Raw genomic sequence first — 14,818 nt, 5'->3', positions numbered from 1 at the left:
TGGCGCGATCGGACACAACAACAAGGAATATTCATGGCGACGTTTCTGGTCCTTCACGGCCCGAATCTGAATTTGCTCGGCACCCGCGAACCGGGCGTCTACGGCTCGATGACGCTGGCGCAGATCAATCAAGATCTAGAGCAGCGCGCGCGTGATGCCGGCCACCATCTGCTGCACCTGCAATCCAATGCCGAATACGAATTGATCGAGCGCATTCACGCCGCTCGCGATGAGGGTGTCGATTTCATCCTCGTTAATCCTGCCGCCTTCACACATACAAGTGTCGCGTTACGTGACGCGTTGCTGGCAGTGAGCATCCCATTCATCGAAGTGCACCTCTCAAACGTGCACAAACGTGAACCTTTCCGCCATCACTCCTACTTTTCGGATGTCGCGGTAGGTGTGATCTGCGGCCTTGGCGCCAGCGGCTATCGGCTGGCATTGGAGGCCGCCCTGGAACAACTCGCTGCTTCCTGACGGGCCTGCGCGCAAGCATGCCGGGGCTCGATAAAGCGAGCGGCAACACCCTTTGAACTTACCTGGGAGTCAACGCTTCATGGATATTCGCAAAGTCAAGAAACTGATCGAACTGCTGGAAGAGTCCGGGATCGACGAACTGGAGATCCACGAGGGCGAAGAGTCGGTGCGCATCAGCCGCCACAGCAAACAAGTGGCCATGCAACAGCCGATCTACGCACAGGCCCCCGCCGCACCAGCAGCGGCACCTGTGGCTGCCGCCCCGGTCGCTGATGCCGCTCCAGCTGCTCCGAAGCTGAACGGCACCGTGGTCCGCTCGCCGATGGTCGGCACCTTCTACCGCGCCTCCTCGCCGGAATCCAAGCCGTTCGCCGATGTTGGCCAGAGCGTCAAGAAGGGCGACATCCTCTGCATCGTCGAAGCCATGAAGATGATGAACCATATCGAGGCCGAAACCAGCGGCACCATCGAATCCATCCTGGTGGAGAATGGTCAGCCGGTCGAATACGACCAGCCGCTGTTCACCATCGTTTGAACCGCGGAGAGCCAGCGATGTTGGAAAAAGTATTGATCGCAAACCGCGGTGAAATCGCCCTGCGGATCTTGCGAGCCTGCAAGGAGCTGGGTATCAAGACCGTCGCGGTGCATTCCACTGCCGACCGCGAACTGATGCACCTGGCCCTGGCGGATGAGTCCGTTTGCATCGGCCCGCCCCTTGCCACCAATTCATATCTGCACATCCCGTCGATCATCGCCGCGGCAGAGGTGACCGGCGCTACCGCCATTCACCCCGGTTACGGTTTTCTCGCCGAGAACGCCGACTTCGCCGAACAGGTAGAGAAATCCGGTTTTGCCTTTGTCGGCCCGAAAGCGGAAACCATCCGCCTGATGGGCGACAAGGTGTCCGCCAAGGACGCCATGATCAAATCCGGCGTACCCGTGGTTCCCGGCTCCGACGGCCCGCTGCCGGAAGACGAGAAGGAAGCCCTGCGCATCGCCCGTGAAGTGGGCTATCCGGTGATCATCAAGGCCGCAGGCGGCGGCGGTGGTCGCGGCATGCGCGTGGTGCACAAGGAAGAAGACCTGATCAAGTCAGCCAAGCTGACCCGCACCGAAGCCGGTGCTGCCTTCGGCAACCCGATGGTCTATCTGGAAAAATTCCTCGGCAACCCGCGCCACGTGGAAGTCCAAGTGCTTTCCGATGGTCAGGGCAACGCCATTCACCTGGGCGATCGCGACTGCTCCCTGCAGCGTCGCCATCAGAAGGTCCTGGAAGAAGCGCCAGCCCCTTACATCGATGAAAAGGCCCGGGCAGAAGTACTCAAGCGCTGCACCGACGCCTGCGTCGAGATTGGCTATCGTGGCGCCGGCACTTTCGAATTCCTGTACGAAGACGGGCGCTTCTACTTCATCGAGATGAACACCCGCGTGCAGGTCGAGCATCCGGTCACCGAGATGGTCACTGGTGTGGACATCGTCAAGGAGATGCTCAGCATCGCCGCTGGTAACAAGCTGTCGATCAAGCAGGAAGACGTAGTCATCCGCGGCCATTCGCTGGAGTGCCGGATCAACGCCGAAGACCCGGAGAAATTCCTCCCGAGCCCTGGCAAAGTCAAGCATTTCCACGCACCGGGCGGCAACGGCGTACGCGTCGATTCGCACCTGTACAGTGGTTATTCGGTTCCGCCGAACTACGATTCGCTGATTGGCAAGCTGATCACCTACGGCGCCACGCGCGAAGAAGCCATGGTGCGCATGCGCAATGCCCTGGACGAAATCGTCGTCGATGGCATCAAGACCAACATCCCGCTGCACCGGGATCTGGTTCGCGATGAAGGCTTCTGCAAGGGCGGCGTGAATATCCATTACCTGGAAAAGAAACTGGGTATGGATAAGCACTAAGCTGCAAGCGATATGATGTGCACCCGAAGGGAGCGGCATAGCCGCTCCCTTTCTTTTTCCTGCAGCTTGAGGCTTGTCGCCTGAAGCCGCTTTCGAAGGGAGCTTCGCATGCCCTGGCTACAACTTCGCCTCGCCATCGCCCCGGAACAGGCGCAATCCTACGAAGACGCCCTGCTCGGCGTCGGCGCGGTATCGGTGACCTTCATGGATGCCGAGGACCAACCCATTTTCGAGCCGGACCTGGGCACCACGCCGTTGTGGTCGCATACCCACCTGCTGGCCCTGTTCGAAGCCGATGTGGATGAAAGCAACCTGCTCGCGCACCTGCAGTTGCTGACCGGCGGTGAACTGCCCGATTACCAGTTGGAGCGCATCGAGGACCAGGACTGGGAGCGCAGCTGGATGGACAACTTCCAGCCCATGCGCTTCGGCCGTCGTTTGTGGATCGTGCCCAGCTGGCACGCCGCGCCCGAGCCAGATGCGGTGAACCTGTTGCTCGATCCCGGCCTCGCCTTCGGCACTGGAACCCACCCCACCACCGCGCTATGCCTGGAATGGCTGGATTCTCAAGAGCTGACCGGCCTGCAGGTGCTGGATTTCGGTTGCGGCTCGGGCATTCTTGCCATTGCCGCGCTGTTGCTGGGTGCTGACAAGGCGGTTGGTACCGATATCGATATTCAGGCCATCGAGGCGTCCCGTGATAATGCCGGACGCAACGGCATCGACCCTGCACGCTTCCCGCTGTATCTGCCCGAGCAGTTGCCGGAAGGCCAGTTCGACGTCGTGGTCGCCAATATCCTGGCGGGGCCGCTGGTGGAACTGGCACCACGGATCATCGAGCGCGCCAAACTCGGCGGTCGCCTGGCTTTGTCTGGAATTCTGGTCGAACAAGCCGAAGAGGTTCGCGCCGCCTACGCGGGCCACTTCGACCTGGACCCCACCGCTGAAAAAGACGGCTGGGTGCGGATTACGGGAATTCGACGCTCTTGAACAAAGCGTCGAATCGCGGCAGTAGTGCCGCGATTTCCGTTGCGAGACGCCACTGCCGTTCATCGATGCGCATGCGCTAGACTACGGGCATTTTTCGCCGGACCAACGCATGACCAGCTTCGTCACTCAGTGTCCTCATTGCCGTACAAGCTTTCGTGTCAGCCGCGCTCAACTCGCAGCTGCCCAAGGCGTGGTGCGTTGCGGCGCCTGCATGGAACTGTTCAATGCAGCCCGCTACCTGCAAGGGGACGATATCGCGAGCGACGTTGTCGCTGATCCGACGGTAGCCAGCCAGCCCTCCCGCAGCGAACCGGCACCGACTCACGCGACGTCACCCGCGCATCCCACCACTGACGAAACGCTCTGGATCCACGATGACCTTGATCTGGACAGCCTCGACCTGGACGAAGAACTGGCGAAGCTCGAACGCCAGGAATTGGAGTTGTCGCGAGATTTTCTGGAGCTGGAGCCACGGCCTGACGAACGCCTGCGCACCCCAACGGATGAACTCTCGTCGGCCGATGACGAGGCCTGGGCCGAGCAGCTGCTGAGCGCGGAAACCGACACACCGACAAACCACAACCGAACGCAAGCGGAGCCAGCGCTCACGACAGAGCCATTGTCCCAGACGACCGATCTTCGCTTTACACCGGTAAGCGCCGAACATCCCGCGCCGCCAAGTCCACTGACAAACCGGCCCGTTCCGCTGAACGAGAACCCCGATTCACGGGAGCGCGTCGAGCCCGTCTTCAACAGACTGATCGAGCCGGAAGTCGCGACCGAACCGGGCGACGCGGAGCAGGCTCCGGAGCGAACGACCCGCAGGAACCGTGAGGACCCGCTGTTCGAACTCGACGACGAGCCACTGCAACTCGGCTGGGAGGCGCACCGCCGCCCCTGGGGACGCTGGCTGGGCTGGGGCCTGCTGAACCTGATCGCCCTGCTTGCGCTCGCTGGCCAATATGTTGCGTACAACTTTGATGAAGTGTCGCGACAGGACCAATATCGCCCATGGCTGGCGCGAATCTGTCCCGCTCTGGGCTGCGAGCTGCCACCCAGGGTCGATATCAGCCAGATCAAGAGCAGCAATCTGGTGGTGCGCAGCCACCCCGACTTCGCCGGAGCGCTAGTGGTCGATGCGATCATCTACAACCGCGCGTCGTTCGCCCAACCGTTTCCGCTGCTGGAAATCCGCTTCGCCGACATCAACGGGCAGACACTGGCGCAGCGCACGTTCAAACCTGGCGAGTACCTGTCGGGGGAGCTTGCCGGTCGGCGGGAAATGCCATCGCAGATTCCCATTCATATCGCCCTGGACATCCTCGACCCAGGCGCAAAGGCAGTTAACTACAGCCTGAGCTTCCGCTCGCCGGATTAGTGCCAAGCACGCTATAGCCTCCGCCGCCTGTCGTATCGGCGTGCCATTCCTTGCGCTGGTTATAAGCTTAGGGCTGCTCAGATTTTGTTCAAAACAACCTTTAACCCGTCATCCGGAGCGGGTATTATGCACACCCTTTTTTGCTGTCCCGATCGACCTAACAAGCAGGCTCCAAGCAGGGAATCTTCATGTCAGCGGTACGCATCGGCCCCTATATCCTTCCGAATCGATTGATCCTCGCACCCATGGCCGGTGTGACCGATCAGCCGTTCCGCCAGCTTTGTCGGCGCCTCGGCGCGGGTCTGGTGGTGTCGGAAATGGTGACCAGTGACGTACGCCTGTGGAACAGCCGCAAATCGCGACTGCGCCTGCTGCATGAAGGTGATCCGGAGCCGCGTTCGGTGCAGATCGCGGGTGGCGATCCGCAGATGCTGGCCGAAGCCGCCGCTCGCAATGTCGAGCTGGGCGCGCAGATCATCGACATCAACATGGGCTGCCCGGCGAAGAAGGTCTGTAACAAGGCCGCCGGATCGGCGTTGATGAAAGATGAAAGGCTCGTCTCGGAAATTCTGGAAGCCGTCGTCGGTGCGGTTGATGTTCCGGTGACCTTGAAGATCCGCACCGGTTGGGACAGGCAGAACAAAAACGGACTGACGGTGGCGAAGATCGCCGAACAATCCGGAATCGCAGCCCTGGCCGTACATGGCCGTACCCGTGCCGACCTTTATACGGGCGACGCCGAGTACGACACCATCGCGGCGATCAAGCAGGCGGTGTCGATACCGGTATTTGCCAATGGGGATATCGATACGCCGCTAAAGGCGCGTGAGGTGTTGAGCGCAACAGGTGCCGATGCACTGTTGATTGGTCGAGCGGCACAGGGCAGACCCTGGATCTTTCGCGAGATCAATCACTACCTGGCGACCGGCGAGCTGCTGGCTCCGCCGGGTCTGATCGAAATCGAAGACATTCTGCTGGAACACCTGAGCGCGCTACACGCCTTCTATGGCGATGTCATGGGTGTGCGCATCGCGCGCAAGCATGTCGGCTGGTATCTCGCAACACTACCCGGCGCGCGTGAATATCGCGCCCGGTTCAATGGTTTGGAAGACAGGGACGCGCAATGCGCCAGTGTTCGAGCATTCTTTGCCGAACGCCGAACAGGCCCTGACTCGGGGGAAGGGAAAGGGGTGGCTGCATGACGCTGTTGAACGAAACACTGGTAACTGGAACAACATCCGTGAGCGACAACGTGAACCTCAAGCAACACCTCAACACGCCAAGCGAAGCAGGCCAGACCCTGCGTGGCAGTGTCGAGAAGGCGTTGCACAATTACTTTGCCCATCTGGAAGGAGCGGACGTCACGGACGTTTACAACCTGGTCCTTTCCGAAGTGGAAGCACCACTGCTCGAAACCGTAATGAATTACGTCAAGGGCAACCAGACCAAGGCCTCCGAACTGCTGGGCCTGAATCGCGGCACTCTGCGCAAGAAACTCAAGCAGTACGATCTGCTGTAAGCCGAACCAAAAGCTGGAAGCCGGACGTTTCCAGCCTCGGCATACGGCTCGACTTCTAGCTTCTAGCTAGCTGCCCCGAATCCGCCTCCATCGACTGGAATAAAGATGACCGACCATTCCCTCCGCCTTCCCGTCCGCCGCGCGCTGATCAGCGTGTCCGACAAGACCGGCGTCGTTGAATTCGCCCGTGAACTCGCTGCCCTCGGTGTCGAGATCCTGTCCACTGGCGGCACCTTCAAGCTGCTGCGCGAGAACGACATCGCCGCCGTCGAAGTCGCAGACTACACCGGCTTTCCGGAAATGATGGACGGGCGGGTCAAGACCCTGCATCCGAAGATCCACGGCGGCATTCTTGGCCGTCGCGATCTGGACAGCGCGGTCATGGCCGAGCACGGCATCGCCCCGATCGATCTGGTCGCGGTCAATCTCTACCCGTTTGCCGCCACCGTCGCCAAACCCGGCTGCACGCTTCCGGACGCCATCGAGAACATCGATATCGGCGGTCCGACCATGGTTCGTAGCGCTGCGAAAAACCATAAAGACGTGGCCATCGTGGTCAATGCTGATGACTACGCCGACGTCATCGAGAATCTGCGCAACGGCGGCCTGACCTACGCGCAGCGCTTCGATCTGGCACTCAAAGCCTTCGAACACACCGCATCCTACGACGGCATGATTGCCAACTACCTGGGCACCATCGACCAGAGCGTCGACACCCTTTCCACCGAAGGCCGCAGCCTGCTGCCTCGCACCTTCACCACGCAGTTCGTCAAGGCGCAGGACATGCGCTACGGCGAGAATCCACACCAGATCGCCGCCTTCTACGTCGAGCAGCCCGATGAAGCCTGCGTCGCGACTGCTACCCAACTGCAGGGCAAGGAGCTGTCGTTCAACAACGTGGCCGACACTGACGCCGCACTGGAATGCGTAAAAAGCTTCGTCAAGCCGGCCTGCGTCATCGTCAAGCACGCCAACCCTTGCGGCGTCGCCGTGGTGCCGGAAGACGAAGGCGGCATCCGCCAGGCCTACGAGCTGGCCTATGCCACCGACAGCGAATCGGCGTTCGGCGGCATCATCGCCTTCAACCGCGAGCTGGACGGTGAAACCGCCCGCGCCATCGTCGAGCGCCAGTTCGTCGAAGTGATCATTGCGCCGAGCGTATCCGCCGAGGCCCGGGAGGTTGTCGCCGCCAAGGCCAACGTGCGCCTGCTCGAGTGCGGCCAATGGCCGGCCGAACGCGCGCCGGGTTGGGATTACAAGCGGGTCAACGGTGGCCTGCTGGTACAAAGCCGCGACATCGGCATGATTACCGCGGACGATCTGAAGATCGTGACCCAGCGCGCCCCGACCGAGCAGGAAATTCACGACCTGATCTTCGCCTGGAAGGTGGCCAAGTTCGTCAAGTCCAACGCCATCGTCTACGCCAAGAATCGCCAGACCGTGGGCGTCGGCGCCGGCCAGATGAGCCGCGTCAATTCCGCCCGCATCGCCGCGATCAAGGCCGAACATGCTGGCCTGCCGGTACCCGGCGCGGTCATGGCCTCGGATGCCTTCTTCCCGTTCCGCGACGGCATCGACAATGCCGCCAAAGCCGGCATCACTGCAGTGATCCAACCGGGCGGTTCGATGCGCGACGCCGAAGTCATCGCCGCGGCAGACGAAGCCGGCATCGCCATGGTGTTCACCGGTATGCGCCACTTCAGACACTAATAACGGTCGCGCTCGGACAGGCATCTGCGGCGTTGTCCGGCCCTCCCCATGCTCATGCCAGAAGGCAGCTCCGCTGGGTAAAGGGCCTGACGCCTTGCATCTACCGACCCGATTACGACCTCGAGATTCGCAGGTTGGGATGAGCGAAGCGATACCCAACGATCCGGCATCGTCCGGACCCGCCAGGAGATTTTTCATGAACGTACTGATCATCGGCAGCGGCGGACGTGAACACGCGCTGGCCTGGAAGGTGGCGCAGGACCCACGGGTGAATAAGGTGTTCGTCGCGCCGGGCAATGCCGGCACTGCGACCGAAGCCAAGTGCGAAAACGTCGACATCGACGTGCTGGCCATCGAGCAACTGGCGGATTTCGCCGAAAAGAACGTGCAGCTGACCATCGTCGGTCCAGAGGCGCCACTGGTCAAAGGTGTGGTCGACCTGTTCCGTTCGCGTGGTCTGGATTGTTTCGGCCCCACCGCCTCAGCCGCGCAGCTGGAAGGCTCAAAAGCCTTCACCAAGGACTTCCTTGCTCGTCACCAGATCCCTACCGCCGACTATCAAAACTTCACCGAGGTGGAGCCGGCGCTGGCTTATCTGCATGAGAAAGGCGCGCCCATCGTGATCAAGGCCGATGGCCTGGCAGCCGGCAAAGGCGTGATCGTCGCCATGACCCTGGCAGAAGCTGAAGAAGCCGTACGCGACATGCTCTCGGGCAACGCCTTCGGTGATGCCGGCGCACGCGTCGTGATCGAGGAATTCCTCGATGGCGAAGAGGCCAGCTTCATCGTCATGGTCGATGGCGAGAACGTCCTGCCGATGGCCACCAGCCAGGATCACAAGCGCGTCGGTGATGGCGACAGCGGGCCGAATACCGGTGGTATGGGCGCCTATTCGCCCGCTCCGGTGGTCACCGCCGAGGTTCACCAGCGTGTCATGGACGAGGTGATCTGGCCGACCGTCACGGGCATGGCCGCCGAAGGCAATGTCTACACCGGCTTTCTCTATGCCGGCCTGATGATCGACAAGGCCGGCGCACCGAAGGTCATCGAGTTCAATTGCCGCTTCGGCGATCCGGAAACCCAGCCCATCATGCTGCGCCTGCAATCGAGTCTGGTGCTCCTGGTCGAGGCCGCACTGGCGAAGGCGCTGAATAAGATCGAGGCACAATGGGATCCTCGCCCGAGTCTGGGCGTCGTTCTCGCGGCTGGAGGCTACCCCGGCTATTACAGCAAGGGCGCGACGATTCGCGGCCTGGAGGCTGCAGCGCAACTGGAAGGCAAGATATTCCATGCCGGCACGACGCTGAAGGACGGCGCGATCACTACCTCCGGCGGACGCGTGCTCTGCGCAACAGCCATGGGCGAAACGGTCTCGGCAGCCCAGCAGAACGCCTACGCGCTGGCTGCTCGCGTCGACTGGGACGGCCACTTCTACCGCCATGACATCGGCTACCGTGCAATTGCGCGCGAACAGGGCAAAAGCTGAGCGAGAAACTCGCTGGAATGTGCGCAACGGCAGACCTTATCTTCCGTTGCACGTATTACAGGGGCACATGGCGATGGCTATAATCTGCCGTCAGACAGATGAAGGGACTTCAATCGTGCGTCGACTCAGAGTCGCCATTGCTTTTGCCTTCAGTCTATTGCTGGCTGCGCTGTCGTCATTCGACGCGGTGGCCGAGCCACTCTCTTCCGACCCCGCTGCCGCCACGCAACAAACGGAACCCAATTGGCGACTGCTCATTGATCAGTCAGGCCTGCTTACGCTCGATGAGGTTCTGGATCAGCGTGGTCTGTTCCAGCGAATCGATACCCGCTCCTATGCTGCTCCGGCAAGCGACAGCGCCGTTTGGCTACAGGTGAGCCTCCCGCCCTTCACTCAGCCGAACTGGCTGTGGGTATTCGCCCCTCGTGTGCAATATCTCGACTTCTACCTGCTACGCGACGGGCAGCTCGAGCAACATATTGAAACCGGCGAGCTGAGACCGCTGGATTCGCGTCCTCTGCCGACGCGCGCCTACCTGTTCTCGCTGCCCAACGACGATGCGCCTCGCGAGGCCTACGTTCGGTTGCAGTCGTCGCACCCGATCATGACTTGGTTCTATACGATCGACGAAGCTGGGCTGGTCGAGCAGGCCCGCCCGGCGTACCTGTTCGGTGCGTTGTTCGGTGCCCTGGCGCTGCTGATGGTCTACAACCTGCTGCGCTTCGCCTACACGCTCAGTTACAGCCATGTATGGCTGGCCGTGCTACACGGCGCACTGCTGATCTGCGCCATGGCGAACCTCGGTTTGCTGGCTGTATGGATACCGAACCTGATCTATAGCCAACCATTGATTGCCGATATGGCGGCGCTGCTCACCTGCCTGTCCTTGCTTGCCTACACTTTTGGCTTCTTCCAGCACCGCACGCGATATTGGGTGACGTGGCTGCTGGCGACGCTAGCAGGCATTGTCATCGCTTTGGCTACCATCATATTGCTCACCGGCGAGTTGTGGTTCAGTTGGCTGATCTACGTCTCGGTGTTGGTCACTGCGCTCAGCGTTACCGCGGTGGCAATCCATCATTGGCGGCAGCGCTATGAGCCCGCCAGACTAGTAGTCGCCGGTATGCTGCTGTTCGATGGCGGCTTCTTATTCGTTCTGCCCATTCTGCTGGGCTTCGACCAGCTCGATCCCAACTGGCTGACCGGCATCATGTTCAGTGTCGCCACGTGCTCGGGTCTAATCCTCAGCTTCGCATTGCTGGAGCGGCAACGGCAGATCCAGGCCAACACTCGCAATCAGCACACTGCTGAGGCGGTCACCAGCGCTGAGCTACGGACCAAGGCGGACTTCCTGGCCAAGATCAGTCACGAAATTCGCACCCCCATGAACGGGGTGCTGGGTATGAGCGAGTTGTTGCTAGACACTTCGCTGTCGGCCAAACAGCGCGATTACGTACAGACGATTCACAGCTCGGGCAACGAGCTGCTCAACCTGATCAACGAGATCCTGGATATTTCCAAGCTGGAGTCCGGACAAATCGAACTGGACGATGTTCAGTTCGACCTCAATGCCCTGATCGAGGACTGTCTGAGTATCTTCCGGGCCAAGGCCGAGCAGCAGAAGGTCGAGTTGATCAGCTTCGTTCAGCCGCAGATTCCACATGTCGTCGCAGGCGACCCTACCCGTCTGCGCCAGGCCTTGTTGAACCTGCTCGAAAATGCCTTCAAGCAGACGGAAGAAGGCGAAGTCCTGCTGATCGCAGCGGTGGACGAGCACGAAGCGCTTCCGCGTCTGCGCATCACCGTGCAGGACAGTGGGCGGCCCTTGGAAGCGCAGGAACGCGATGCGTTGCTCAATGCTGCTCTGGATAGCCGCGACTTCCTCGCCGCAACCCGCCACGGCGGCCGACTCGGTCTGATCATCGCCAGACAACTCGTTCACTTGATGGACGGCGAGTTCGGCATCCAGACCGGCGGCATCTCAGGCAACACTTTATGGATAAGCCTGCCGTTGGGTGCCGAACTTACCGAACAACCCGCCAGCGATCTCGACAGCCAGCTGAAAGGGGCACGCCTGCTGGTAGTCGATGACAACGACACCTGCCGGAAGGTAATCAGCCAGCAGTGCAGCAGCTGGGGCCTGGACGTCAGTGCCGTGGCCTCTGGCAAGGAGGCGCTTGCCCTGCTCCGCACCAAGGCGCACCTGCACGAATACTTCGATGTCGTCCTGCTCGATCAGGACATGCCCGGCATGACGGGTATGCAGCTGGCCAGCAAGATCAAGGAAGACTTCAGCATCAACCACGACATTCTGCTGATCATGCTGACCGGTATGAGTAGCGCGCCGAGCAAAATCATTGCGCGCAACGCCGGAATCAAGCGCATCCTGGCCAAACCCGTTGCCGGCTACACCCTGAAAACGACCCTCGCCGATGAGATCTCTCGCCGCACCACTACCGTAGCCTCCACCGCCATTCAATCCAGCACACCGTTTTCGGTACCGGACGACTTCCTCATCCTGGTCGCCGAGGACAACAGTATTTCCACCAAAGTCATCCGAGGCATGCTGAACAAGCTGAACCTCAAGCCGGACACTGCCAGCAACGGCGAGGAAGCGCTCGAACTGATCAAGACGCAACCCTACGATCTGGTGCTAATGGACTGCGAGATGCCTGTCATGGACGGCTTCGAGGCGACCGCGAGGCTACGCGCCTGGGAGTCTTTGGCAGGTCGCCCGCGAACGCCTGTGGTGGCGCTGACGGCTCATATTCTCAGCGAGCATCGCGAGCGCGCCCGCGAAGCTGGCATGGATGGGCACATGTCCAAACCCGTCGAGATGTCGCAACTACGTGAACTGATCGAACGTTGGGTAGATATCCGAGCGGCAGCCTCTGCGGATCGGCACAACCGCCCCTGATCATTGCTGGGAAATTGGCGACACGCTGCGCACATCCTCAATTACCAGGAGGCTTTCCGGTTGCGCCGGCATTCGTGAAGTATCCATCCGTAAATCCTGAGCAGGGACGGCGTAAGTCATCCGTCGCGTCAGCATGCGCAGTGCACTCATCAGCAGTGCGATCGCCAATCGCTCGCCGGGACAGCGATGCCCTGTCGCGGCATCGCCACCGCCCTGAGTGATGAAATTGAACGCACTGCCATCCCAGGTGGCGAAACGTTCGGGCCGAAACGCTTCAGGCTCAGTCCAGAGCCGCGAGTCCCGATTGGTCCCGTAGAGGTCCAGGAGCACTCGCGTACCTTTAGGGAAGTGATAGCCCCGCCATTCGAAATCCTTTCGCACGCGCGCCGCAGTGAAAGGAAAAAAGGCATGAAGCCGGCGAACTTCCTGTGCAAAGGGTTCCAGCGCAGCATCATCTCGCTGCAACCGCTGCTGCCACGCTGGATGCGCCAGCAATTCCAGCGCGGCGTAGATAATGAAGCGCGTAACCGCAACTGTCGGGCGCAACAGATTGAGCATTTCGACTGCCGCCGCTCTTTCATCAAGCGCCTTTCCGTCTAAATCGAGATACTGCGCAACCACGGCCAGCGCCCGAGTTTCATCGACCTGCAGTTCCCCGGCTCGCAATCGGGTGATCAGCTCGATCATCCAGTTTTCCGCCTCTTTACGCGCCTTGCGCGCGCGCAAGTGGCGGGCTCCAATACCACCCGCGCCATCAATCATGGCGGTCAGCTGATCACGACGCAGTAGTACATCACCCCCGGCGAGCGGTACGCCGGCCCACCCACACACCGAGCGGGTGAGAATCGCCTGGACCTCCGGCATGAGAACGATGCGGTCGCTACGCTGCCAGGTCTCGATGGCCGCCTGCCAATGGGTCTCGCTCAACCGCACCAGTTCGGCGACCGCATCGTCGGTCAGCAATGACATGAACAGTCGTTTGCGATGCCGATGTGCCTCGTCATCCAGCCCCTGCACACCGCCTTGGCCAAACAGCGTTTTCTGCAGCATGCGCGGTGCGGCGTGCTGACGCTCGAATAGCTGCTCGTCGTAAAACAACCTCGCAGCCTCTTCGCCGCTCATGCAGATCGTGTTCTGTAGCAGCAGGCGGACCTGGAAGATGTCTGATCCAAGCCGCTGACATCGGCTGGGAATGAACGAGTACCCTTCGCTGAGCAGCGAAAGCGAACTCTCTGCTTGTAGATCACGCGGGATATCAGGCACTACTGTTTCCTCCCTTGATGTCAGGCCCTACGGTGGACCTCATCCCGTTGCCCCGGTGCCCGTTCCCGCTCACACCAATGCCAGAATGAACAAAACGCGCGCTCCGATGCCGATAAAAGACTGGCCGAACTATTCCGCGACGCTTGTGACCCATTGTCCGAACCTTCGCTTCGAGGCATAAGCCATCGCCAAGGAGCCAACCCAATGATGAAGAGGAGCGATGTCGTCTGGACCTTTGTCGGCATCACGGCGGTACTGCTTTCCGGCTATCTGCTATATCAGGAAATTCACAATCTCTCGCTGGCCGAACTCACCGAAAGTCTCGAGGCCATCAGCTATCGGGACTGGCTGCTGGCCGGCCTGGCGACGCTTGGTGCCTACACCGCGCTGGCCTGGTATGACCGGATTGCCATAGCCCACCTGGGCAAGAACATCTCCTGGTGGTTCATCACGCTCTGCTCGTTCACCACCTATGCCCTGGCGCACAACGTGGGCGCGTCGGTGTTTTCCGGGGCGGTTGTGCGCTATCGCGCGTATCGCAGCAAGGGGCTCAGTCCGCATGAGATCGGCGTATTGATCGTATTCTGTTCCCTCACTTTTTTTCTCGGCACCTTGCTGGCTGGGGGAGCCGTATTGATTCTGCGGCCGGATTTGCTGAGCAGGCTCATCGACGCAGATCCTTGGCTTTCGCTCGCCATTGGGACGTCCCTGCTGTGCCTGGTCGGTCTTTACGTGATTGGGGCCTGGCGACATTTCGCGCCCATGCATCTTGGGAAATGGCGAATCGATTACCCACGCCTTCCGATCGTCGGCAGGCAGCTGATTGCCGCACCACTGGAACTGGCCTGCGCGGCGGCAATCATCTACTTCGCGCTTCCCGACGCGCAGAACCCCGGCTATCTGGTGGTACTCGGGGTATTTCTCGCATCCTTCTCGCTGGCGTTGTTGTCCCATGCACCCGGCGGGCTCGGGGTACTCGAGGTGACCTTCATCGCCGCCTTGCCGGAGCTGCCTACAGCCGACGTCCTGGCTGCACTGATCGTATTCAGGGCCTTCTATCTTCTGCTGCCATTCGCCCTGGCGATATTGATCGTGATGGTATTCGAAGCCACCCAGTGGTCGGCAAAACGACGCACCGGCATCGGCTCCGGTCAGTAAACTACGGGAACACCACCA

General features: G+C 60.6%; 12 protein-coding genes. 11 read left to right on the top strand and 1 reads right to left on the bottom strand.

Going from position 1 to position 14,818, the window contains the following annotated elements; genetic code table 11:
• The first annotated feature begins 33 nt into the window (after positions 1 to 33).
• From aroQ to GYM54_RS18335, 10 genes are all read left to right on the top strand, one after another.
• Positions 34 to 477 carry a type II 3-dehydroquinate dehydratase gene (gene aroQ / locus GYM54_RS18380; protein WP_131649977.1) on the top strand — a complete coding sequence of 148 codons (444 nt, stop codon included), beginning with the start codon at positions 34 to 36 and terminating at the stop codon, positions 475 to 477.
• 79 nt (positions 478 to 556) lie between these two features.
• Positions 557 to 1,012: an acetyl-CoA carboxylase biotin carboxyl carrier protein gene (gene accB / locus GYM54_RS18375; protein WP_131649976.1), complete on the top strand. Its 456-nt coding sequence runs from the start codon at positions 557 to 559 to the stop codon at positions 1,010 to 1,012.
• Positions 1,013 to 1,029: 17 nt separating this feature from the next.
• Positions 1,030 to 2,379: an acetyl-CoA carboxylase biotin carboxylase subunit gene (accC, locus tag GYM54_RS18370; protein ID WP_131649975.1), complete on the top strand. Its 1,350-nt coding sequence runs from the start codon at positions 1,030 to 1,032 to the stop codon at positions 2,377 to 2,379.
• Between the two features lie 108 nt (positions 2,380 to 2,487).
• Entirely contained in the window at positions 2,488 to 3,369 is an 882-nt protein-coding gene (prmA, locus tag GYM54_RS18365; protein ID WP_131649974.1) for a 50S ribosomal protein L11 methyltransferase, read from the top strand.
• Between the two features lie 109 nt (positions 3,370 to 3,478).
• The gene (locus GYM54_RS18360; RefSeq protein WP_131649973.1) at positions 3,479 to 4,747 is read left to right on the top strand and encodes a DUF3426 domain-containing protein; all 1,269 of its coding nucleotides are present in this window, start codon (positions 3,479 to 3,481) and stop codon (positions 4,745 to 4,747) included.
• A 188-nt stretch (positions 4,748 to 4,935) separates the two neighbouring features.
• Entirely contained in the window at positions 4,936 to 5,949 is a 1,014-nt protein-coding gene (gene dusB, locus GYM54_RS18355) for a tRNA dihydrouridine synthase DusB (RefSeq protein WP_197445808.1), read from the top strand.
• Entirely contained in the window at positions 5,946 to 6,266 is a 321-nt protein-coding gene (gene fis / locus GYM54_RS18350; RefSeq protein ID WP_131649971.1) for a DNA-binding transcriptional regulator Fis, read from the top strand. Before dusB ends, fis begins: the two co-directional genes overlap by 4 nt.
• A 105-nt stretch (positions 6,267 to 6,371) precedes the next feature.
• A complete protein-coding gene (gene purH, locus GYM54_RS18345) occupies positions 6,372 to 7,976 on the top strand; it encodes a bifunctional phosphoribosylaminoimidazolecarboxamide formyltransferase/IMP cyclohydrolase (RefSeq protein ID WP_197445807.1) in 1,605 nt (534 codons plus the stop codon).
• 196 nt (positions 7,977 to 8,172) lie between these two features.
• Entirely contained in the window at positions 8,173 to 9,462 is a 1,290-nt protein-coding gene (gene purD / locus GYM54_RS18340; RefSeq protein ID WP_197445806.1) for a phosphoribosylamine--glycine ligase, read from the top strand.
• Between the two features lie 115 nt (positions 9,463 to 9,577).
• Entirely contained in the window at positions 9,578 to 12,379 is a 2,802-nt protein-coding gene (locus GYM54_RS18335) for a hybrid sensor histidine kinase/response regulator (protein ID WP_231752241.1), read from the top strand.
• Here GYM54_RS18335 and GYM54_RS18330 read toward each other — a convergent pair whose 3' ends face one another.
• Entirely contained in the window at positions 12,380 to 13,642 is a 1,263-nt protein-coding gene (locus tag GYM54_RS18330; protein WP_197445804.1) for a cytochrome P450, read from the bottom strand.
• 204 nt (positions 13,643 to 13,846) lie between these two features.
• Here GYM54_RS18330 and GYM54_RS18325 point away from each other — a divergent pair, with 204 nt between their 5' ends.
• Entirely contained in the window at positions 13,847 to 14,800 is a 954-nt protein-coding gene (locus GYM54_RS18325; RefSeq protein ID WP_131649966.1) for a YbhN family protein, read from the top strand.
• Positions 14,801 to 14,818 lie beyond the last annotated feature (18 nt).

It is taken from the genome of Pseudomonas sp. MTM4 (assembly GCF_019355055.1).
GTDB lineage: Bacteria > Pseudomonadota > Gammaproteobacteria > Pseudomonadales > Pseudomonadaceae > Stutzerimonas.
This window is presented reverse-complemented; position numbering and strand designations above follow the sequence as displayed.

Bases quoted from the DNA above. Each gene is read 5' to 3' on its own strand.
- aroQ (WP_131649977.1), top strand. From the start codon at position 34: ATGGCGACGTTTCTGGTCCTTCACGGCCCGAATCTGAATTTGCTCGGC.
- accB (WP_131649976.1), top strand. From the start codon at position 557: ATGGATATTCGCAAAGTCAAGAAACTGATCGAACTGCTGGAAGAGTCC.
- accC (WP_131649975.1), top strand. From the start codon at position 1,030: ATGTTGGAAAAAGTATTGATCGCAAACCGCGGTGAAATCGCCCTGCGG.
- prmA (WP_131649974.1), top strand. From the start codon at position 2,488: ATGCCCTGGCTACAACTTCGCCTCGCCATCGCCCCGGAACAGGCGCAA.
- GYM54_RS18360 (WP_131649973.1), top strand. From the start codon at position 3,479: ATGACCAGCTTCGTCACTCAGTGTCCTCATTGCCGTACAAGCTTTCGT.
- dusB (WP_197445808.1), top strand. From the start codon at position 4,936: ATGTCAGCGGTACGCATCGGCCCCTATATCCTTCCGAATCGATTGATC.
- fis (WP_131649971.1), top strand. From the start codon at position 5,946: ATGACGCTGTTGAACGAAACACTGGTAACTGGAACAACATCCGTGAGC.
- purH (WP_197445807.1), top strand. From the start codon at position 6,372: ATGACCGACCATTCCCTCCGCCTTCCCGTCCGCCGCGCGCTGATCAGC.
- purD (WP_197445806.1), top strand. From the start codon at position 8,173: ATGAACGTACTGATCATCGGCAGCGGCGGACGTGAACACGCGCTGGCC.
- GYM54_RS18325 (WP_131649966.1), top strand. From the start codon at position 13,847: ATGATGAAGAGGAGCGATGTCGTCTGGACCTTTGTCGGCATCACGGCG.